Origin of the sequence: Dactylosporangium vinaceum (assembly GCF_019904175.1) — a bacterium.
Taxonomy (GTDB): Bacteria; Actinomycetota; Actinomycetes; order Mycobacteriales; family Micromonosporaceae; genus Dactylosporangium; species Dactylosporangium vinaceum.
The window spans coordinates 10,560,228-10,580,499 of the sequence record NZ_CP061913.1 but is presented as its reverse complement, the minus strand read 5'-3'; the positions used below and the strand labels follow the sequence as shown (position 1 = coordinate 10,580,499).

Genomic DNA, 20,272 nt, shown 5'->3' with positions numbered 1-20,272 from the left:
CGCAGAAGGGGCCGGCGCCCTCGAGCGCCGGCCCCTTCCTGGTGCGTGCCGCCTAGCCGGTGAACGTGGCAGTGATCTGGGTGTACTGCCAGTTGTTCTGCGCGACGCCGGAGCAGTTGGACACCACGCCGCCGCCGGGGCACGGCCGGTCGCGGTTGACCGACCAGAAGGCGAGGCGGGCGAGGTGGTTGTTCTGGGCGTAGTCGCGGATCTGCTGCCACTGCGCCGGTGAGGTGTTCTCCTGCTGGTCGGAGAGGCCGTTCATGCCGGAGATGCCCATGTGCCGGTAGGCGGTGGCGTCGTCCCAGCCGAACGTCGACTTGAGCATGGTCTTGAGGCCCTCGGAGGCGCTCACCGTCGACTGGTACATGTTCGCGCCGCCGCCGAAGTCGAACGGCATGATCGTGAACACGTCGATGTTGGCGCCGGTCGACTGCGCGCGGGAGATCAGCTGCTGCGCGTAGTAGCCCGGGCCGGTGGTGGCGGTGCCGAAGGTGACGATCGTCCTGAGGCTCGGGTTGTTCTGCTTGACGATCTTCAGGGCGTCGACGATCCGGTTGCGCACGGTGTCGTTCTCGAACTCGTCGGTGTTCTCGATGTCGATGTCGATCGCCTTGAGCCCGTACGTGTTGATCACCGTCTGGTACGCGCCGGCCAGGGCCTGCGGGGTGGAGCAGTTCGGGCCGAGCTTGTTGCCGCTCCAGCCGCCGAACGACGGCACGACATCGCCGCCACCGGCGCGGATCTGGTTGATCGCGGTCTGGTCGACGCCGCCGGTGAGCGGCCGGCTGCCGTCCCAGGCCGGGGTGCAGCCGCCGGAGGAGAGGACGAAGGCCATGGTGAACCACTTGATGCCGGTGGCCTGCTGCACGGTCTGCGGGTTCGGCGGGTCACCCCAGCCCATGTACAGGTACGGGGCGGCGGTGCCCGTGCCGGGGTTGGTGGTGCCGCCGGTCGTGGTGCCGGTGACGCTGTTCGACGCGCCCGACTCGCCCTGGCCGTTGTACGCCTTCACCGTGTAGGTGTGGGTGGTGCCGGCGGACAGGCCGGAGACGGTGGTGCTGGTGCCGGTGACGGTGGCCTTGACCGTCGAGCCCTCGTAGACGCGGTAACCGGTGACGGTGCCGGTGGACGCGTTCCACGCCAGCGCGAGGCTGGTGTTGGTGGTGGCGGTGATCCGCAGGTTGCCCGGCGCGGACGGCACACCCGACGAGGTGGTCGGCGGCGGCGTGGTCGGCCCGGTGCCCCCGCAGGTGCCGAGGTCCTTCCACAGCGACGGCGTGGCCGCGGGGTTCCAGCCGGCGCCCGGGTAGGCGGTGTGCGTCTGCAGCGCCTGGTAGGTGTGCCCCTGGTACGTCACCTGCGTCCCGGCCGTGTAGGTGTTGCCCTCGGCCCAGTTCGGTGCGGTACAGGCGGCCGCAACGGCGGTGCTGGCGGCCTGCGCGCTGAGCATGGGGACCAGAGCCATGGTCGTCACGACGGCCAGGGCCGCGCCCGCCACCAGGGCGATCGTACGGCGTCGAGATCTCATTGAACTCCTCACCATCGATGTAGCGATGGTCAGGAAGGCTATCAGTTAACAATATTAAATGTAAGAGTCGTGAACCTTAGGTCTGCTGTAAGCGGCCATGCCGTCAAACCGGACGAAACCGCACCATATCCCCGCCGCCGTTCTTGAGGCCGCCGTCGCGGAGGCGTTGCGCAGCAACTGCTCGATCGCGGTCAGGTCCGAGCCCAACCGATCGACCATCGGCGGCGTGCGGCCGAGCAGCGCATGGGCCGCGGTGGCCGCGAACGCGAACCGGCGGGTCAGTCCCGGAATGCATGCGGTCGAGCGCGGCGGCTACCGTCCGCAAACCGAACCCATGATCCGCGAGACGGCGCCCAGCTGTGCACTGTCTGGCCAAGCTCGACCGCCCACCGGTCAGCCCGCCGCCACTACGAACGCAACCGGCCCGGCGAACTCATCCACGTCGACGTCAAAAAAATCGGCCGGCCCCGCGTCGGCTACGACTACATCCATGCCGCCATCGCCGACCACACCCGCCTGGCCTACGCCGAAATCCACCCCGCCGGCTTCCTGCACCGCGCCGCCGCCCACGGCATCCCCTGCATCGACCTAGCGGCGGCGGGGTTGGGGGCGGCGGCCCGGCTGGAGGGGGTGGCGGGGGCGTGGCGGTTCGCGGAGGCCGAGGGTGGTCAGGATGCTGCGGGTCGTGTCGGCGATCGGGCGTAGGACCCACGTGTGCAGCCAGCGGGCCGGAGGGACCACCACGTAGGTCCAGACGAACCGGAGGGGCACCACGACCAGGTAGCGCCACAGCAGGACGACCGAGTGGTTCCAGGCCCAGCGCAAGGCCTGGCCGATCGGGACGACCACCCAGCGCCATACGAAGGCGACGGCCCGGCCGATCGGGGTCAGGATCCAGCGGTGGACCAGGGCCAGGGCCAGGGCGACCGCCTTCGCCGCCGTCAGGAGGATGCGGGCCAGCAGGTGCCAGAACGGGGCGGTGGCCTTCAGCAGCCAGACGAAACCGTCCCACAGGGGCGCCAGGACGTACTTCGCGAACCAGACGAGCGGGCGCCACAGAATGTGGACGGCGATCCAGGACAGCGGGCGCCAGAGCAGGTGGACGGCGATCCAGCGCAGCGGGGTCCAGAGCACGTAGTAGCAGAACGGGGCCAGGACGTATTTGGTGAAGGGGGCACCCACGTACTTCCACGAGACCCGGGCCAGCCAGACGAGGGCGTCCCAGGCCAGGCGGAACGGCAGGACGAAGATGACGGCCAGGACGCGGATCGGCCAGGCCAGCCAGGCGGGGAGCGGCTGGACCTCGTCGCGGGTGGTCATGCGCCGGTGGCCAGGTCGTGGCGGGCCTGCATGAGAGCGAAGCCGAGCAGGTTGAGGCCGCGCCAGCGCAAAGGGTTGGCGGCGGCTTCGTCGTCGGCGGCCAGGCCGATGCCCCAGACGCGGTCCAGGGGGCTGGCCTCGACCAGGACGCGGGTGCCGGTGCCCACGAGGTATGTGCGCAGGGCGTCGGTGGAGGCGAACTTGGCCCGGCTGACGTCCGTGACGATGGCGAAGCGCTCGCGCTCCCAGGTGGCGTCGTCGAAGCCCTTCACTCGACGGCCGAGGTCCTTCGCCTGCTTCGGGTGGCCGACCTCGACGATGCGGGCCGCGGTGGCGGTGTCGCCGAAGAGCTGGGCCTTGCGCCACATCATGTAGTGCTCGGCCGAGCGGAAGTGGACGCCGTCGACGTCGAACGGGGACGGCCACCACTGGCTCAGGCAGCTCGGGCCGAGGGTGCCGTCCAGGCGGGGCTGGTTGCCCCAGAAGTACAGATATTTGACGCGCGTACCCGTGTTCACCAGGTGGCGCAGTTCGTCGATGGTGGTGGGCGGTGCGGACATGACCCCGAGTGTGCCCGATCTCAGCGCGTTGTCATGTCGGATATTCGCTGCTCGCGGCGGTGGGCAGGATCACGGTGACGGTCAGGCCGCCGCCGTCACGGGGGTCGGCGAAGACCTGGCCGCCGTGGCCCGCGGCGACCGCGCGGACGATCGACAGGCCCAACCCCGCGCCGGCGCCGGTGGCGCGCTCGGGGCCCAGGCGGCGGAACGGCTCGAAGAGGCCCTGGATCTCGTACCGCGGAACCACCGGACCGGTGTTGCTGACGGTGACGAACACGCCGTCGGGGCGGGTGCCCGACTCGGCCCGGACCCAGCCGCCGTCCGGCCGGTTGTACCGCACCGCGTTCTCCACGAGGTTGTGCACGAGACGCTCCAGGAGCACCGCGTTGCCCATCGTCGGGGCCTCGTCCGCCGCCACTGTCAGCTTCACGTCGCCGGCGGGCAGCTGCGCGGACACGTGCGCGACGATGTCGGCCAGGTCCACGTAGGAGACGTCGCCGATCGCGCGCTCGGAGCGGGCCAGCAGGAGCAGGCCGTCGATGAGGCGCTCGTGGCGGTCGTTGACGGCCAGCAGCGTGCGGCCGAGCTGGCGCATCTCGGGGGAGACCTCGGCGTGGTCGGTGGTGACCTCGAGCAGCGTGCGGTTCAGCGTCAGCGGCGTGCGCAGCTCGTGGGAGGCGTTGGCGATGAAGCGGCGCTGGACGTCGAACGACTTGTCGAGCCGGGCGATCATCTGGTCGAACGTGTCGGCCAGCTCCTTCACCTCGTCGTACGGGCCCTTCAGCGCGATCCGCTCGTGCAGGCCGCGGTCGGGGGCGCCGGCGATCCGCCGGGCGGTCTCGGTGACCTGGTGCAGGGGCTGGAGCAGGCGCCCGGCGATGAGCCAGCTGAAGGCCAGGCCGAGCACGACGACGAGGGCCAGCGCGATGCCGCCCTGGGTGAGCAGGACGTTCAGCGCGTCGGAGCGGATCTCGCCGGAGATGCGGCTGAGGGTGGTGCCGGCCTGCGCCTCGCCGGCGACGCCCGGCAGGTCCGGCGGCGGCGCGCTCCCGGACCGGAGGTACACCTTGTCACCGAGGCGCTGGAAGACAAGCGCGTAGGTGATGCCGATCAGCAGCAGCCCGCCGGCCAGGAGCAGGCCGCCGTAGACAAGCGTCAGGCGGGTGCGGATGGTCATCTTCTTCATGGAATGCGGTACCCCACCCCGGGCTCGGTCAGCACGACGGCGGGCTCGCCAAGCTTCCGCCGCAGCTTCAGGATCGTCATGCGCACGGTGTGCGTGAACGGGTCGGCGTGCTCGTCCCACGCCTTCTCCAGCAGCTGCTCGGCGGAGACGGCGGCGCCCTCCGCCCGCAGCAGCTCGGCCAGGACGGCGAACTCCTTGCGTGACAGTGGCACGTACCGGCCCTCGCGGTACACCTCGCGGCGGTGCGGGTCGAGGCGGATCCCGGCCCGCTCCAGCACCGGCGGTGCGGCCGGCCGGGCCCGGCGGCCGAGTGCCGCGACCCGGGCCGACAGCTCGCGGAAGGCGAACGGCTTGGGCAGGTAGTCGTCGGCGCCGAGAGCGAGCCCCTCGACCCGGTCGTCGACGTCGGCGGCCGCGGTGAGCATGAGCACCCGGGCGGCCGACTCGCGCCGGGTGAGCTCGCGGCAGACGTCGTCGCCGTGCAGCACCGGCAGGTCGCGGTCGAGGACCACGACGTCGTAGTCGTTGACGTCGAGCCGATCGAGGGCGGCGCCGCCGTCGTGGACCACGTCGACGGCGTGGGCGTCCCGGCGCAGGCCCTGCGCCACCGTCTCGGCCAGCAGCCGCTCGTCCTCGACGACCAGAATCCGCATGCCTCCATCGTCCCGCGCGCCGGTGTCAATGCGGCGTCAACGTTCGCGGTTACGGCCCGTTGACGGGCGCCTGCGTTGACTGCACAGGCAGTACACCCGAAGGAGGCACTTATGCGTTTCAGGACGAGCCTGGTGGCCGGTCTGCTGCTCGTGCTCGCCGCCGGCGGCTGCGCCAAGGACACCGGCGCAGACGACGGCGTGGCCACGGCCGGCGACGGCAAGGCGTCACCGACGGTGACCGCGAGCAGCGGTACCGGCAACCGGAACCCGAAGGACGACCAGGAGGCGTTCCTCAGGTTCGCCCAGTGCATGCGCGATCACGGCGTGCCGATGGAGGACCCGAACTTCGACGGCGGCGGGGTCTCGCTGAGCATCGGCGGCGACATCGACAAGGGCAAGGTCGACGCGGCCCAGGCCGAGTGCAAGCAGTACATGCCCAACAACGGCGAGCCGCCCAAGATCGACGCTGCGCACCTGGAGGAGATGCGCAAGTACGCCCAGTGCATGCGGGAGAACGGGGTTCCCAACTTCCCGGACCCGCAGGAGGAGGGCGGCTTCATGATCAACTCTGATCAGCTCGGCATGGACCCGCGCGGCGAGCAGATGAAGAAGGCCGAGCAGGCGTGTGAGCAGTACCGCGGCGACAAGCCGGGCGAGGGCGGCGCCGGCCAGCAGACCGAGAGCCACAACGACCGGGGTGGGGCGTGAGCGACCGCCGGCGGCGCGGGCGCGCCGGGAAGGTGATCCTCGGGGTGGCCGCGGTCGCCGCCGTCGGGGCGGCCGCCGCGGCCGGGCTCGGGCTGCCGCAGACGGGCAGCCAGGCCGAGGCGCCGAAGAGCTCGGGGCCGCCCAAGACGGCCACGGTGAGCCGGCAGACGCTCGTCGACACCCAGAACGAGGACGGCAAGCTCGGCCACGGCGACAGCCGGACGCTCACCGGCCGCGGCGCCGGCACGCTCACCGAGGTGCCCGCCGCCGGCACGACGATCCAGCGCGGGCAGGCGCTCTACCGCAGCGACAACGCGCCGGTGGTGCTGCTCTACGGCACGCTGCCCGCGTACCGCAACCTGGCCGTCGGCCACGAGGGGCCCGACGTCAGGCAGCTGGAGGAGAACCTGGCCGCGCTCGGGTACACCGGGTTCACCGTCGACGACACGTACTCGTCGTCGACGGCGAGCGCGGTGAGGAAGTGGCAGGGCGATCTCGGCCTCACGAAGACGGGCACGGTGGAGGCCGCCCGGATCGTGTATGCCGTCGGTGCCGTCCGCGTCGACGAGCGCAAGGCCGAGCCGGGCGATCCGAGCAGCGGTGCGATCCTGGCGTACACGAGCACGACCCCGGTCGTGACAGTCGACCTGGACACGTCGGACCAGCGGCTGGCCAAGTCCGGGACGGCGGTCACCGTGAAGCTGCCCGACGGCCGGAGCGCGACCGCCAAGATCTCGGCGGTGCAGACGATCATCCAGCCGGCGCAGAACAACGAGCCGGCCAAGACGAAGTACCGGGTCACGATCGTCCCGGACGACGTCAAGGCGTTCGACGGGCTCGACCAGATGACCGTCACCGTCACGTTCACCGCCGGCAAGCGGGAAAACGTGCTCGCGGTACCGGTGCAGGCGCTGCTGGCCCTGGCCGAGGGCGGCTACGGCGTGCAGGTCGTCGAGGGCGGCACGACGAAGGTCGTGGCGGTCGAGCTCGGCCTCTTCGCCGCGGGCAAGGTCGAGATCACCGGCGCCGGGATCAGCGCCGGCACCGTCGTCGGGATGCCGGCATGACGGCGGTCGTGGAGCTGGAGTCGGTCCGCAAGGAGTACGCCGGCGGGGTGGTCGCCGTCCGGGACGTCTCCCTCACCGTGGCGGCGGGGGAGTTCGTCGCGATCGTCGGTCCTTCGGGCTCCGGCAAAAGCACAATGCTGCATCTCATCGGTACTCTCGATCGCCCGACGGCCGGCGCGGTGCGCATCGACGGCCACGCGATAGCGCGGATGCGCGACCGCCAGCTGGCCGCGCTGCGGGCCCGGCGGATCGGCTTCGTGTTCCAGCAGTTCCACCTGGCCGTCGGGCAGCCCGCGCTGGACAACGTGGCCGACGGGCTGCTCTACACCGGTGCGCCGCGGGCCGAACGCCGCCGCCGGGCCGAGGACGCCCTCGTGCGCGTCGGCCTGGCCGACCGGCTGGACCACCTGCCGCACGAGCTCTCCGGCGGTGAGAAGCAGCGGGTCGCGATCGCCCGGGCGGTCGTCGGCGAGCCGGCCATCCTGCTCGCCGACGAGCCGACCGGCAACCTCGACTCGGCATCCGGGGCGGGCGTGATGCAGCTGCTCGGGGAGCTGCATCACGCCGGCACCACGGTCCTGGTCATCACCCACGACCACCAGATCGCGGCGAGCCTGCCGCGCCAGGTGGCCATGCGCGACGGAGAGGTGGTCTCGGATGACGACGTCGTTGGCGCCGTCGCGGCTGGCCCCCGCTGACGTGGTCCGGGTCGGCGGGGCCGGCCTGCGGACCCGGCCGATGCGAGCGTTCCTGTCCGCGCTGGGGATCGCGATCGGCATCGCCGCCATGGTCTCGGTCGTGGGCATCTCGTCGTCGAGCCGGGCCGAGCTCGACCGGCAGCTGGCCGCGCTCGGCACCAACCTGCTCACCGTCGCGCCCGGCAACGACATCTTCGGCGACGGCGTCTCGCTGCCCGACGAGTCGGTGGCGATGATCGGGCGGATCGGGCCGGTCACGGAGGTGTCGGCGACAGGCAAGATCTCGGGCGTCCACGTGTATCGCACCGACCGCATCCCGGCCGCCCAGACCAACGCCATCGCGCTGCGGGCGGCCGAGCTGGAGCTGCTGCGCACGGTCGGCGGCACGATGGCCTCGGGCGTCTGGCTCAACGCGGCCACCGGGCGGTTTCCGTCGGTGGTGCTCGGCGCGGCGACGGCCAAGCGCCTGGGGGTCTCCGCGGCGGGCGACGGGGTGCAGGTGTACATCGGCAACCGCTGGTACACGGTGATCGGCATCCTGGACCCGGTCCCGCTGGCCGCCGAGCTGGACTCGTCGGCGCTCATCGGGTGGGAGGCGGCGAAGGCGTACCTGGACTTCGACGGCCACCCGACGACCGTCTACACCCGCACCAAGGACGACCAGGTCGAGGCGGTCCAGGCGGTGCTCGCCCGCACCGCCGACCCGCAGCACCCCAGCCAGGTCAAGGTGTCGCGGCCCTCCGACGCGCTCGTCGCCCGGCAGGCCACCGACACGACATTCAACGGGCTGCTGCTCGGCCTGGGCGGGGTCGCGCTGCTCGTCGGCGGCGTCGGGGTGGCCAACACCATGGTCATCTCGGTGCTGGAGCGGCGGGCCGAGATCGGGCTGCGCCGCGCGCTCGGCGCCACCCGCGGGCAGATCCTGGTGCAGTTCCTGGCCGAGTCGCTGCTGCTGTCCGCCCTCGGCGGCGTCGGGGGCGTGACGATCGGGATTGCGGTGACGGCGCTCTACGCGACCAGCCGCGACTGGCCGACGGTGGTGCCGGCCTGGGCCACGGCCGGCGGGGTCGCGGCCACGCTCGTCATCGGCGCGGTCGCCGGGCTCTACCCCGCGGTCCGGGCGGCCCGGCTGGCACCCACGGAGGCGCTGGCCGCACCCTGATCGCCGGCCGTGCCCTGATCGCCGGCCGTGCCCCGGGCGTAGGCGTAGACGGCCATGAGGTGGCCGAGGTAGTGCTCCGCGGAGTAGGCGTCCGCGGCCGCGCGCCCGGCCTCGGCCACCTCGCGGTGCAGCTGCGGGTCCGTGAGGACGCGGGTCAGGGCGGCGGCCATCGAGCCGGCGTCCGGGGCGGTGCTCAGGCGGCCCCCGGTCCCGCCCGGGCGGTCGGCCAGGGCGGCGTCGGCCAGCACGACCGGGAGCCCGGCGGCCTCCGCCTCGATCATGACCAGGCCCTGCGTGTCGGTGGTCGAGGCGAAGGCCAGGACGTCGGCCATCCGGTAGTACGCGGCCATGCGGCTGTGCGGCACGGGCCGGACCAGGCGCAGGGCGTGGGCGACGCCGGCCCGGCGGGCCTGGCGCCTGACGCTCATCCGGTGCTGCTGCACGCCGACCATCACCAGGCGCGCGTCCGGCAGCCGGTGCAGCAGCCGCGAGAACGCGGCAAGCAGCAGGGCCGGGTCCTTCTCCCTGGTGGCGCGGCCGACTGCGAGTACGACAGGCGCGGTTTCGGCAATGCGGAGCGCTCGGCGCAGCTCGGCGCGGCCGAGGGGGCAGTCGTCGAGCCGGATCGCCGTCGGCACCGTCCAGACCGGGGGCAGCCGCTCGAACTCGGCCAGACCGGCCGCCGTCTTGGCCGACGGCGCGATGAGCACCGACGTGCGGTCCATGAACTCCTGGCCCAACCGGAGCAGCTGGTGGCGCCGCTCGGTGCCGGCGCGGGCCAGGCGCAGGTAGTCGCGCACGGTCCAGCCGAGCGCGAGGCGCTGCGCCGCGTGGGCCGCCCCGAACTGGATCTCCATGAAGTGTGCGGAGTACGCCAGCAGGTCCGTGTGCCAGGTCATGACCACGGGCAGCCCGTGCGCCCGCGCGTAGCGCAGCCCGCCGATGCCCACCGGCCCGGGCGTGTGGACGTGCACGACGTGCGGCACGGGGCGCATGCCGGAGAAGTGGGGTAAGCCGACCCGGATGTTGCGCAGCGGCACCGGCACCGAGCGGACCCCGCAGGGCTCACCCCGCCCGCGCAGCAGCGGCGCCGGCTGGTACAGCTGCACCTCGTGCCCGGCCGAGCGCAGGAGGGCCACCGTGGCGGCCACCGAGGTCGCGACCCCGTCGGAGCGCCCGGGGTGGCTGTCGCAGAAGTGCGCGATTCTCACCCCGCACATGGTGCGATACGGTCACCGGCTCACACGAGCACGCGCGTGCGTTGTACGCCATCTGTTCATTGCGACGACTGATCCAATTCCTCGGCGGACGGCCGTCCGCCCGGTCCACGCGCTGCGGCTCAGGTGCGCGCGAGGGCCGGCAGCGGCAGTGTCGGGTCGTCCGGCGCGTAGATGCGCAGGATCAGGTGGAACTCGCCGCCGGGGGTCTCGATGCGGGTCGGGGCCGCGGGCTCGATGGGGATCGTGGCGATCGGGCGGGGGTCCAGGGCGGTGTAGGCGGCCAGGGTGGCGTTCGGGAGTGGGGGTAGGGCCAGGGTGTAGGTGTGCGCGCCGGTCAGGCGGTTGCCGTCGCCGTCCTTGTGCAGGGCGGCGGTCACCGACTCGTAGCCGTGGCTGCCCCACAGGCGGGTGCGGGCCGCGACCGCGCGGGCGTGGCGGGCGTGCTCGCGGTCGCGCAGTGTCCACTGGGGAGCGTCGACGGTGCCGACCTCGAAGTAGTCGAGGTTGTAGTCGAACGCGTGGACGTTGTTGGTCCAGCCGTTGACCGGGGCGGCGTGGGCGGTCGTCGCCGCCTCCTCCAGGGCCTCGCGGCCGCGGTCCAGGCCCTCACGCAGGGCCTGCCGCTGCTCACGCGGCATGGTGGCGAACGGCGAGTTGCCGTCCGCGAGCACCCCGAGCGGGGCGAACCGCCGCTGGTAGCGCCGTTCGGCCGGGGATGGCGGGAACGCGGCCAGGCTGCGGCGCAGCTCCTCGAGGAAGCGCACGTCGTCAGGCACGCCGGCCTGGGGCGCGGGCAGACCGTCGAGCGCTACCTGGGGGTACATCCGCTGCAGTGTGAGGTCGGTCTTTGCGGGGAAGCGGGCGATCAGCGTGGCGATCATCGTGGGCACGCGGATGACCTCGGCCGCGGGCGCCTCCCGGCCGGCCCACCCGGGCGGCACGAGCAGGTACTCGCGGGGCTCGTCGGGGGTGGTGCGGCTGCCGACGTACGCGAAGTTGTTCGTCCACGCGTCGATGAACTGGATCACGTGGTACCGGCCGCCGGTGGCGGGGACGCGCAGCCATATCGGGCCGCCGGACAGGTCGAGCTGGGCGGTGGACGTGAGCAGGTCGGGGTCGGCGCCGGGCGCGTCCACGAACGTGTTGAACGCGCCCGCCCGCGCGACGGCGTGGAGGTTCTGCAGCAGGGGATAGCCGTAGCCGTACGCCTCGGCGGCCAGCGTGGGCAGGTCGTCTCTCATCGGCAGCCTCCCTCGTCCTGGACCTTCAAGGGTCCGGACTTTTGCTCCCACATCGGGTGAGGCGCCGGGTGAGTTACTTCTTCGGGTTGGCCCGCCGGGTCGGAGGTGCGGCGGCCGGGTCGTCGGGCCACGGGTGGCGCGGGTAGCGGCCCCGCAGCTCGGCCCGGACCTGCCGATAGCCGTTGCGCCAGAACGACGCCAGGTCCCGGGTCACCGCCACCGGCCGCCCGGCCGGGGAGAGCAGGTGCAGCAGCACCGCCCGGCCCCCGATCTGCGGCGTTGCGGCAAGCCCGAACATTTCTTGTACCTTCACAGCCAGCACGGGCCCCTCCGGATCGCTGTAGTCGAGCCGGAGCACCGATCCGCTCGGCACCGTCAGCCGCTCGGGCGCGAGGCTGTCGAAGTCCTTCGCGGCCGGCCAGGGCAGGAGCGCCCGCAGGTCGGCGGGGCCGCCGGCGAGCGCCGCGTCGCTCACGTCCGGCCACGGCGGGCCGAGCGTGCGGTGCAGGAAGGCGAGCCGGTGCCGCAGCGGCGTCCACGGGATCTCCCGCGCCCGCACCTTCTCCCGCCGCTCGGTCTGGCTCGGCGGGAGCGTGTCGGTGACCTCGCGCGCGATGTCCTCGTCGATCGCCGCGGCCAGCCGGATGCGCGCGTTGACCCGCCCGGCCGGCCGGTCCGCGACGGCGATCGCCAGCCACGGGTGCCCCCGCAGCGACGAGCCGGCGGCCAGCTCGGCCTCGGTGCCGTTGGCCATGAGGTACCCGTCGCCGTTGGGGCGCCGCCGGGCCACGCGCTCCGGGTAGGCCAGGCCGGCGATGACACCTGCGGCCCGGTCCGCGCTCGTGGTGCGCTCGCGGGGGTGCTCGATCGCCCGGTACAGCAGGGATGCCTCGCGGCGCCAGCCGTCGGTCGTGCGCTTCACGACCGTCATGTCGTCGGACGGGTACGTGTCCTGCGCGAGCACGGCGACCATCTCGGCCGCATTGCGGGCCCCCACCAGCGGCGCGCCGTCGAGCAGGGCCCGGGCCAGCCGCGGGTGCGCGCCGACCCGGGCGATGCGCCGCCCGCGCTCGGTGACCTTCCCGTCGCCGTCGATCGCCCGGAGGTCCCGCAGCGTCTGGACGGCCACCGCCATTGCGGCCTCGGGCGGCGCGTCGGGCAGCCGGCCGGTGCCGCCGCCCCAGCAGGCGAGCGCGAGGGCGAACCCGGTCAGCTCGGCCGTGCGGACCGCGGGCTCTGGATGGGCCGGGAGCCGATCGTCGTCGCTTTCGGACCAGCACTTGTACACCCGGCCGGCGCCTTCCCGGGCCGCTCGACCGGCGCGCTGCACCGTGGCGGCCTTCGCGGCCCGGACGGTCTGCAGGGAGCCGAGCCCGCGGGCCAGGTCGATGCGCGGCACCCGGGCCAGGCCGGAGTCGACGACGACCCGCACACCGGGCACGGTCAGGCTGCTCTCGGCCACGTCGGTCGCCACGATCACCCGCCGCGGGCCCGGCTGCAGCGCCCGGTCCTGCTCGGCGGTGGGGAGCCGCCCGTGCAGCGGGAGCGTCGCAATGCCTCCGAGGCCGCGGCGCACCTGCTCGATCTCCGCCACGCCCGGGACGAACACGAGGACGTCGTGCTCCGTCTCCCGCCACGCCTGGCGGACGACCTGGGCGACGTGGTCCATGGTGAGGGGCGCTCGTTTGGGGGGTACCCACCGGATGTCGATCGGGAACAGCGGGCTCTCGACCGCGATGACCTGCGCACCGGGCAGACTGTGGCCGGGCGTTGCGGTCGCGGTCAGCAGCCCCAGGTCGGGCCGGATGGCCTCGCGGACCTCGAGGAGGAACGCGGTGGCCAGGTCCGTGTCCAGGTGCCGCTCGTGGCACTCGTCGAGCATGACCGCGGCGACCCCGGGCAGCTCGGGGTCGGCCAGCAGGCGCTGGACCAGCAGCCCCGTCGTGACCACCTCGACGACGGTGTCCTTGCCGACCCGCCGCTCACCCCGCACGGAGTAGCCGACGCGCCGCCCGAGCTCGGTCCCGGACAGCTGCGCCATCCGCTGAGCCGCCGCCCGCGCCGCGATCCTCCTGGGCTCGGCGACGATGATGCGGCCCCGGCCGCCGTCGGCCAGCGCGAGCGGCACCAGCGTGGTCTTCCCGGTCCCGGGCGGCGCGACGAGCACTGTCGGGCCCTGCGCGACCGCGTCGACGATCCGGTCGAGCGCACGGGCCACCGGCAGATTTTCCACACCTGCCATCTTGTACCGTCGGCGGAGTGCCCGAGTTACCCGAGGTCGAGTCGGCGCGGCTGGTGCTTGCGCAGTTCGCCCTGGACCGCCTGATCACCGACGTCGACGACACCGATTCGTGGGTCTGCCGGCCCCACGCCCCCGGCTCCATCCGCGCCGCGCTCGTCGGCACCCGCCTGGTCACCGCCAACCGCCGTGGCAAGAGCATGTGGTGCGAGACCACCGGCCCCGCGCTGGGCATCCACCTCGGCATGTCCGGCAAGCTGGTGTTCATCGACGAGTCCGGCGCCGAACACGACGGCGGCGACTACTGGCAGCGCGGCCGCGCACCGGGCGACCACCGCTTCACGCGGTTCGCCCTGACCTTCGCCGACGGCACCGAGCTGATGCTCGTCGACCCCCGCCGCCTGGGCCGCGTCCGCCTCGACCCGCCGGTCGCCGGCCTGGGCCCGGACGCGCTGACGATCACCCCGGCCCAGTTCCGGGCCGCCCTGGCCCGCGGCACGGCCCCGGTGAAGGCCCGCCTGCTGGACCAGGAAGCCATCGCCGGCGTGGGCAACCTCCTGGCCGACCAGGCACTCTGGCTGGCCAAGCTCAACCCGTCCCGCCCCGTCGACGAACTCTCCCCGGCCGACGTCTCCCGCCTCCACCGCGCCGTCCGGGCCGCGGTCACCGCCGCAATCGAGGGCGGCGGCGTGCACACCCTGTCAGTGATCCCCTCCCGCCACGAGGGCGGCACCTGCCCGCGCTGCGGCACGTCGATGCAGCGAGCCACCGTCGGCGGCCGCTCCACCTGGTGGTGCCCCCGCGAGCAGCGCTGACCCGAGCATGCACCCGTCGCTCGGCCGCTAAGTGTGCAACAGTCGCACCACTGAGCCCTGCTACTCAAGGCGATCGTTACAACACCCGGTGTCTTGATCGGAACCCCGGATTGTTGTCGTACTTCCGATCAGCCGATATCAAAAGATCCAAGGTTATCGTTCAAAGACTGGATATTTTTGGCTGATCACGGCGGAGGTCCAATGGGCGACCGGGTGCTTGTGAAGCAATTCAACGATGATGCGGGTGCGGCCTTCATCGAGGTGATCAAGAAATCCGGCGGTCCCGTAAGGCTGCAGGAGATCAGAAGCGCACTCGTCGATGCGGGCGTCGATGCGGTCGACGTCGACCGCGACTGGAGGCGCGTTCGCAATCTTCTGAAGTTCCACCCCCACATCGCGAAGCCGAAGCCTGCGCTGTACGAATGGTCGCCGGCCGCGCAGCCGTCAAGTACTTCTCTGCAGAAGCTGGCCGAGCGGGCCGGTGTGCGTGGGCACAGATGGCTGATCCAGTCCTGGATCGACAACATCGCCGACTCTCTCGCCCGGGCCGAGACGGCCGGGCCACGTGCCCAGATTGGCTGGACCGAACAGCGTGAACAGGAGAAGGCCACGGTACTGGCCGGTATCGTCAGCTCGGCGGAGGCGTTCGCGGCGGAGGGGCAGACCGGCGTCCAGATCGTCGATCGGCTCCTGGAGGAGGCGGCCCGCCACCGGTTGACCCCGATCGGCCGTATCGGGGAGCGGATCGAGTTCGACAAGAGCCGGCATGAGCCGGCCGGCCGCGGACAGCCCCGAGCCGGCGGTGAAGTTCGCGTCGTGCGGTCCGGTTTCGAATGGTCTGGGTCCGGTCATCCAATCGTCGTGGTCAAGGCGCTTGTCGAGTAGTGGCGTCCGCAATGGCCGCAAAATTGCGAAGGTCGTACGGTGCGAGACCGCTTGTCTCGGCCAAAGGAATCAAGATCCGCGAATTCTTCGACGGTAGATCGTTCGACCTCGGACATTTTCAGCGCAGTTATGTATGGGAACAGCCGCAGGTGGAAAGACTCGTGCGGGACCTGGCCGAGAAGTTCCGGCCGCAGTGGGACGAGGCCCAGCGCGAGGACGAGGCGGAGGAGTACGAGCCCTACTTTCTGGGCTCGGTGATCACCTACAGCGAGAACGGGCAGACCTACCTCGCCGACGGGCAGCAGCGCGTCATCACCCTCCTGCTGCTTCTGATACACCTGTACCGGCTGACTGATCAGCGTGAAGACGTGCAGGATCTCAGCGCGGTTCTCCGCAGACTGATTCGCGGCGAGAACGGGATGGCCCGGCGCTTCGCCGTTCGTGCCGGGGATTTCCACACCTGCTTCGACCACTTGCTCAACGACCAACCGTTTAGTCAGGACGGCCGCAACGCCGACGTGCTCCGGGTATGGAACGCCTCACAACACATCGCGGCCTGCTGTCCACCGGACCTCCAGGAGGATGCACTTCCGCATTTCACCCGATGGCTCCTCGAACGCGTATCGGTGGTGGAGATCGAGGCGGGGGACGCGGACCGAGGCAAAGAGCTGTTCGTCCTGATGAACGACCGAGGTGTTCGCCTCGCTCCTCTGGATCACTTGAAGAACTATCTGCTGACCGACGCGCCCAGTGACCCCATCGAGCTCGACAGGCGATGGCAAGGGATGGTCAACACCCTTCAGGCCATCGACAGGAATGCTCCGATGGACTTCGTGCGCACGATCCTGCGCGCTCGTTACTTCGATGCGGGGCTGGATGAGACCACCGGGGAGGCGGAGCGCGCTCGCGACGCCGCTCCGCACGAGTGGCTCCACGACCACACGGAGGACATCTGGCAGTCCACGAAGAAGGGCGTCCAGGCTCGGCTGTTCACTGAGTGGCTGGAGCCCCGATACGGGGCATACGCGGAGTTGCAGCGGGCGACGACCGAGCTCCACGAGGGCCTGGAACCATTGTGGTACAACGCCTTCAATCGCCTGCCCCAGCAGTTCGACCTCACCTTCGCCGCCGTCCAATTCAAGGACACGGAAGCCGCTGTCCTCCGCAAGGCGAAGCTGGTGGCCAATTTCATCGACCTGTTCGTCGTCACCCGAGGCCTCAGCGAGCAACCGCACGCACAGTCCGATCTCGACGAGGAACTCGCGCCGCTACTGCCGGCGGCGCGTGAGTCCCGGACCGAGGAGGCACTGAGCCGGCTTCTGGGCGAGGCGGCCGTTGGCTGGTACAAGGCCTTCGCCAACGTCGACTCCCTGCGATATCGCGAGGGTGTCAACCGGCCGTTTGTTCTGTACTTCCTCGCCCGGCTCACGGCTTGGGTGGAGCGGCGCACGGGTCGAGGAGAGCCGGTGCAACAACTGCTCGACCGGGCCGACGGGCAGCGGCCGTACGAGATCGAGCACCTCTTCACCAAGCGGACCGGTGCCTACGCCGGGGAGCCCGAGGCCAGTGCGGAGTTCAAGAAACTGCGAGGCCGGCTCGGCGGTCTCATCCTGCTTGACGGCCCGGAGAACGCCAGTCTTGGTGGCCTGCTGCTCGTCGACAAGGTCGAGGTGTATCCGCGGTACAACTGGCTCGCCGCCTCGCTTCACCCCGACAGTTACCGCGGCCGCGGCGTGGTCCGGTTCAAGAACTTCCTGACGGAGCACGGCCTTGCCGACAGGTTCCGGGCCTACGACCCGGCCGAGTCGATCGATCAGTTCATCGGCCACCGCAATGCTCTCTATCAGGAGCTTGCCCGACGGGTCTGGGCGCCGGAGGCTCTTGGCTTGACGATGCCGGCCGCACCATCGCCTGCTCCGTCGGCCCGGACCGGTCCGAAGCGGCGGGTCAGCCTCGCCGATCTTCTGCGGGCCGGTCTTATCCGGCCGGAGGAGGCCCTGATCGGGCGGCGGAAGGGCCGCGAGCACCGGGCCACGCTACTCGCAGATGGGCGGATCCGGACCGCCTCCGGCGGGTCCTTCAGCGCTCCGACGCGCGCGGCCATGGACGCGCGCGACGTCCCGTCCGAGGACGGATGGCGATTCTGGACGATCGAACGCACCGGAGAATCTCTTGCCGCCGTCCGAGCGCGGTACAGCGCTGCACGTTAGTTCCAAGCTGGGCCGCGCGGCGGGCGGTGCCCCTCCGTGGTGGGCACCGCCCGCTCGCGTGAGTGGTCAGTCGAGGGCGCGGGCGACGGGCTTGCAGGAGATCCAGAAGACGTAGTCCGCGGTGTACGGGACCGAGACCGGGGTGTCGGTGCCGGGGGTGCAGGGGCCGGTCGGGCCTACGCCGCCTGTTGTGTTGACGCGGCTGATGAACTGGACCCGGTTCAGCTCGCCCGGGGTGGTGTTCTCGTGGGCGGCGACGTGGAGCAGGAGCCAGGCGATGGTGCCCGTCTTCGGGACTGTCTGGTCCACGGCGCCCACGACGATGGAGTGGTCGCGGTTGGACTCCCAGCGAGGGCCGGCGTAGTGGTGGATCGTCGTCGGCGGGCGGCCGTAGCGCTGGAGGGTCGCCTCCGGCGTCGACTTGGTGGCCCACGTGGTCGTGCCGTCGGTGTTGGTGGTGCAGGCGTACGTCTGGGTGCCCGTCGTCACGCGGTAGGCGGCGCCGATGCGGTAGCCCTCGCCCGGGGTCGGGGCGCCGGCGGGCAGGCGGAAGTGGCTGCCGGACGTGGCGTCAATGGTTGTCGCCGCGTCGGTTGCGGTGGCCGCGGAGGCGGTGCCGGTGCCCACGGCGGCCAAGGCGGCGGCGGCCAGGACGGCGGTGGCCACTCGGTGGCGGCCTACCCATTGTCTGATCGAAGTGCGCATCACGGATGATCCCCCCTGGTGGTGGCTGCCCCCGTGCCGGCACCATTCACCCATAGAACGTCACGGATCGTGACCCGCTCCGGCGGTGACAAAAATCAATGTGATCGCTTCGATCCTTGTCGCCGCCGGAGCCGTACAACTCAATTGATGGTTTTGGCAAATGAGGCATGCCAGGTGATGGGTCCGACGATGCCGTCGGCGTCCAGGCCGTGCTGCTGCTGGAACGTGACGGCCACGGAGCGGGAGATCGGGCCGTAGATGCCGTCCGCCTCCAGGGTGAATCCCAGGGCGATCATGCGGGTCTGCCACAGGCGGACGTCCTCGCCGCGCATGCGCGGCTCGCCCTCCTTGAACCGCAGGCGGCGGCCCGGGAAGGCCGGCGCGTCCACCGTGAACGGCCGGCTGAAGAAGCCGCGCAGAAGCGGGCTGTGGTCGGTGTCCGCGGTGTCGCGGAACACGCTGATGTGGGTGTGGTCGACGTGGTTGTCGCCGCTGTAGTGCTCGGTCTGGAAGCCGCGCAGGCCGGAGAAGTACTGCTTGTGCACGCCGTCCAGGGACCCGATGATCTCGCGGACCTGGGGGAACGCGCCGTTGCGGCACTCGTTGACGAGCCAGGCCAGCCAGGCCCGGGAGGCGGACCAGCCCATGCCCATGTCATAGGCGCAGGCCGCGGTCGGGAATCGGCGCGCGCCCTGCTTGTCGCGGGCGGAGCGCATCGAGTAGTCGTCGCCGTCGACGATGCGGTCCGGGCCGAGGTGGTACCCCGACCGGTGGTTGACGTCCCCGACGATGCCGAGGAAGTGCTCCTTGCCGATCTGGCCGTCGGCGAACTGCTTGAGCTGGGTGAGGCCCGGGGCGTTGCTGCTCATGGCTCACACCCCCGGCGCCGCGGGGCGGAAGCCGGCGGTGGCCACGAGGGCCTGGAGCAGCTGCTCGGAGTTGGGGTCCGGCTCGCCGTGGAAGTCGGCGATCACGGGCTGGCTGTCGCGCGGTGCGGTCTCATCGGCCGCAAACTCGGTGGGTTCGGTCATGCCTTGCAGATGCGCGGGGCGGTCCGTTGATACGGGCGGTCAGGCGGAAATCCATTGCGTGACAACGGGATCGGCGTCGGACAGCCGACAGTTGAGCCGGAACGGGCCGGGTGCGGGCACTGTCACCGCAAACCGGCCGAGCGCGTCCGAGGTTCCGGTGACGCGGACGGTGCCGACCTCCAGCGTGTACTCCACCGGCCCGCCCGGCTCCACCCGCACCACCAGGCGGCGGCCTGGGGACACCTCGACGTCGATCGTCAGCGGGCCGGCCTCGAACGTGAGCAGCCGCGGGCCGCCGGACGCGCGCGCACCCGTCGCCGTCAGGGAGTCGAAGACCAGGCGGGCCAGCTCGGCGTCGACGCGGCGGTCGAAGGCGGCTATGGCTGCGGGTGCGAGGTGTGGCGGTACTGGATCAAATCGGTCCAGAGCCCGCTCCAGGTCGTCCTCCAGGTCGCCCATCAGCCGGCCACCTGCGTGCGCAGACGGTCCAGGCAGCGGGCCCGGTTGGGGCCGATGCTGCCGATCGGGATCCCCAGCAGCTCGGCGATCTCGGCGTAGCTGGGGCGGGGCGCGGTGACGAGCAGGCGCAGCAGCTGCTGGCAGCGGTCGGGCAGGCGGCGGAACGCGGCCCACATGCGCTCCAGGAGCAGCTCGTCGTCGGCCGCCTGCTCGGCCGCGAGGACAGCCCGCTCGGGGGAGCCGTCCTCGCTGCCGCGGTCGAGGAGCCACGGGTCGCTGGTCACCGTCACGCGGCCGCCGGCCCGGATCACCATCAGCGACTCGTTGCGGGCGGTCGTGGCCAGCCAGGCCGCGACCCGCTCGGGCTGCTTGAGCCGGTCGATGTGCTCCGTGAGACGCAGCCACGTCATCTGGTACACCTCCTCGGCATCGGCCTGCCCCAGTTGATGGGACCGGGCGACCGCCCAGACCAGCCGGCCGAACCGCTCGACGAGCGCGGCCCAGGCCGTGCGGTCCCCGCCCGCGGCGGCGGTCACCAACGCGCCGGTGTCCTCCATCGTCGCCCGTCCAATCGTCTGTCGG

20 protein-coding genes and 1 pseudogene are annotated in these 20,272 nt (G+C 71.6%); 8 read left to right on the top strand and 13 right to left on the bottom strand.

The annotated features are described in order from the left end of the window. Window positions 1-52: 52 nt before the first annotated feature. On the bottom strand, window positions 53-1,531 hold the full coding sequence (locus Dvina_RS55450) for a carbohydrate-binding protein (protein WP_281428278.1): 1,479 nt from the start codon (window positions 1,529-1,531) through the stop codon (window positions 53-55). Window positions 1,532-1,915: 384 nt separating this feature from the next. On the opposite strand from Dvina_RS55450, the pseudogene Dvina_RS47540 reads away from it, so the two are divergent. Beyond that, window positions 1,916-2,119 (top strand): annotated as a pseudogene (locus Dvina_RS47540) (IS481 family transposase); the annotation flags it as partial. On the opposite strand, the gene Dvina_RS47535 reads toward Dvina_RS47540, so the two are convergent. From Dvina_RS47535 to Dvina_RS47520, 4 genes are read right to left on the bottom strand one after another with little or no spacing between them, the layout of a single operon-like run. Next, complete coding sequence (locus Dvina_RS47535) at window positions 2,120-2,851, bottom strand: hypothetical protein (RefSeq protein ID WP_223098363.1); 732 nt, start codon at window positions 2,849-2,851, stop codon at window positions 2,120-2,122. It lies immediately after the preceding pseudogene. Further along, window positions 2,848-3,411 (bottom strand): riboflavin biosynthesis intermediates N-glycosidase, encoded by a 564-nt coding sequence (gene ybiA, locus Dvina_RS47530; RefSeq protein WP_223098360.1) that lies wholly within the window; start codon window positions 3,409-3,411, stop codon window positions 2,848-2,850. The genes Dvina_RS47535 and ybiA overlap by 4 nt, the downstream gene beginning before the upstream one ends. A 31-nt stretch (window positions 3,412-3,442) precedes the next feature. Beyond that, a complete protein-coding gene (locus Dvina_RS47525; protein WP_223098357.1) occupies window positions 3,443-4,597 on the bottom strand; it encodes a HAMP domain-containing sensor histidine kinase in 1,155 nt (384 codons plus the stop codon). After that, a complete protein-coding gene (locus Dvina_RS47520; RefSeq protein ID WP_223098355.1) occupies window positions 4,594-5,250 on the bottom strand; it encodes a response regulator transcription factor in 657 nt (218 codons plus the stop codon). Before Dvina_RS47520 ends, Dvina_RS47525 begins: the two co-directional genes overlap by 4 nt. A 111-nt stretch (window positions 5,251-5,361) precedes the next feature. On the opposite strand from Dvina_RS47520, the gene Dvina_RS47515 reads away from it, so the two are divergent. The 4 genes from Dvina_RS47515 to Dvina_RS47500 are packed head-to-tail and all read left to right on the top strand — an operon-like array spanning window position 5,362 to window position 8,885. After that, a complete protein-coding gene (locus tag Dvina_RS47515; RefSeq protein WP_223098352.1) occupies window positions 5,362-5,958 on the top strand; it encodes a hypothetical protein in 597 nt (198 codons plus the stop codon). Next, the gene (locus Dvina_RS47510; protein WP_223098349.1) at window positions 5,955-7,025 is read left to right on the top strand and encodes a peptidoglycan-binding protein; all 1,071 of its coding nucleotides are present in this window, start codon (window positions 5,955-5,957) and stop codon (window positions 7,023-7,025) included. Before Dvina_RS47515 ends, Dvina_RS47510 begins: the two co-directional genes overlap by 4 nt. Beyond that, window positions 7,022-7,723, top strand: coding sequence for an ABC transporter ATP-binding protein (locus Dvina_RS47505; protein ID WP_223098346.1), 702 nt, complete (start codon window positions 7,022-7,024; stop codon window positions 7,721-7,723). The genes Dvina_RS47510 and Dvina_RS47505 overlap by 4 nt, the downstream gene beginning before the upstream one ends. Next, window positions 7,683-8,885: an ABC transporter permease gene (locus Dvina_RS47500; protein WP_223098344.1), complete on the top strand. Its 1,203-nt coding sequence runs from the start codon at window positions 7,683-7,685 to the stop codon at window positions 8,883-8,885. Before Dvina_RS47505 ends, Dvina_RS47500 begins: the two co-directional genes overlap by 41 nt. On the opposite strand, the gene Dvina_RS47495 is transcribed toward Dvina_RS47500, so the two are convergent. The 3 genes from Dvina_RS47495 to Dvina_RS47485 form a co-directional block, all read right to left on the bottom strand. Continuing rightward, on the bottom strand, window positions 8,828-10,096 hold the full coding sequence (locus Dvina_RS47495; protein WP_223098342.1) for a glycosyltransferase: 1,269 nt from the start codon (window positions 10,094-10,096) through the stop codon (window positions 8,828-8,830). The genes Dvina_RS47500 and Dvina_RS47495 overlap by 58 nt on opposite strands. Window positions 10,097-10,224: 128 nt before the next feature. Then, window positions 10,225-11,346 (bottom strand): DUF1254 domain-containing protein, encoded by a 1,122-nt coding sequence (locus Dvina_RS47490; RefSeq protein ID WP_223098340.1) that lies wholly within the window; start codon window positions 11,344-11,346, stop codon window positions 10,225-10,227. A 73-nt stretch (window positions 11,347-11,419) separates the two neighbouring features. After that, complete coding sequence (locus tag Dvina_RS47485) at window positions 11,420-13,579, bottom strand: ATP-dependent RNA helicase (RefSeq protein ID WP_380028215.1); 2,160 nt, start codon at window positions 13,577-13,579, stop codon at window positions 11,420-11,422. A 26-nt stretch (window positions 13,580-13,605) separates the two neighbouring features. Here Dvina_RS47485 and Dvina_RS47480 point away from each other — a divergent pair, with 26 nt between their 5' ends. The 3 genes from Dvina_RS47480 to Dvina_RS47470 all read left to right on the top strand — a co-directional run bounded on the left by Dvina_RS47480 (window position 13,606) and on the right by Dvina_RS47470 (window position 17,495). After that, window positions 13,606-14,400 carry an Fpg/Nei family DNA glycosylase gene (locus tag Dvina_RS47480; protein ID WP_223098335.1) on the top strand — a complete coding sequence of 265 codons (795 nt, stop codon included), beginning with the start codon at window positions 13,606-13,608 and terminating at the stop codon, window positions 14,398-14,400. A gap of 201 nt (window positions 14,401-14,601) precedes the next feature. Next, window positions 14,602-15,285 (top strand): hypothetical protein, encoded by a 684-nt coding sequence (locus tag Dvina_RS47475; protein ID WP_223098334.1) that lies wholly within the window; start codon window positions 14,602-14,604, stop codon window positions 15,283-15,285. Further along, complete coding sequence (locus tag Dvina_RS47470; RefSeq protein WP_343217085.1) at window positions 15,234-17,495, top strand: restriction system modified-DNA reader domain-containing protein; 2,262 nt, start codon at window positions 15,234-15,236, stop codon at window positions 17,493-17,495. Before Dvina_RS47475 ends, Dvina_RS47470 begins: the two co-directional genes overlap by 52 nt. 66 nt (window positions 17,496-17,561) lie before the next feature. Here Dvina_RS47470 and Dvina_RS47465 read toward each other — a convergent pair whose 3' ends face one another. The 5 genes from Dvina_RS47465 to Dvina_RS47445 form a co-directional block, all read right to left on the bottom strand. Next, a complete protein-coding gene (locus tag Dvina_RS47465) occupies window positions 17,562-18,161 on the bottom strand; it encodes a DUF3455 domain-containing protein (RefSeq protein WP_223098330.1) in 600 nt (199 codons plus the stop codon). A 179-nt stretch (window positions 18,162-18,340) separates the two neighbouring features. Continuing rightward, window positions 18,341-19,069 (bottom strand): peptidoglycan-binding domain-containing protein, encoded by a 729-nt coding sequence (locus Dvina_RS47460; RefSeq protein WP_223098328.1) that lies wholly within the window; start codon window positions 19,067-19,069, stop codon window positions 18,341-18,343. Window positions 19,070-19,072: 3 nt separating this feature from the next. Then, on the bottom strand, window positions 19,073-19,231 hold the full coding sequence (locus tag Dvina_RS47455; RefSeq protein WP_223098325.1) for a hypothetical protein: 159 nt from the start codon (window positions 19,229-19,231) through the stop codon (window positions 19,073-19,075). A gap of 39 nt (window positions 19,232-19,270) precedes the next feature. Next, on the bottom strand, window positions 19,271-19,690 hold the full coding sequence (locus Dvina_RS47450; protein ID WP_223098322.1) for a hypothetical protein: 420 nt from the start codon (window positions 19,688-19,690) through the stop codon (window positions 19,271-19,273). Then, complete coding sequence (locus Dvina_RS47445) at window positions 19,690-20,247, bottom strand: RNA polymerase sigma factor (RefSeq protein WP_223098319.1); 558 nt, start codon at window positions 20,245-20,247, stop codon at window positions 19,690-19,692. The genes Dvina_RS47450 and Dvina_RS47445 overlap by 1 nt, the downstream gene beginning before the upstream one ends. Between the last annotated feature and the right edge of the window lie 25 nt (window positions 20,248-20,272).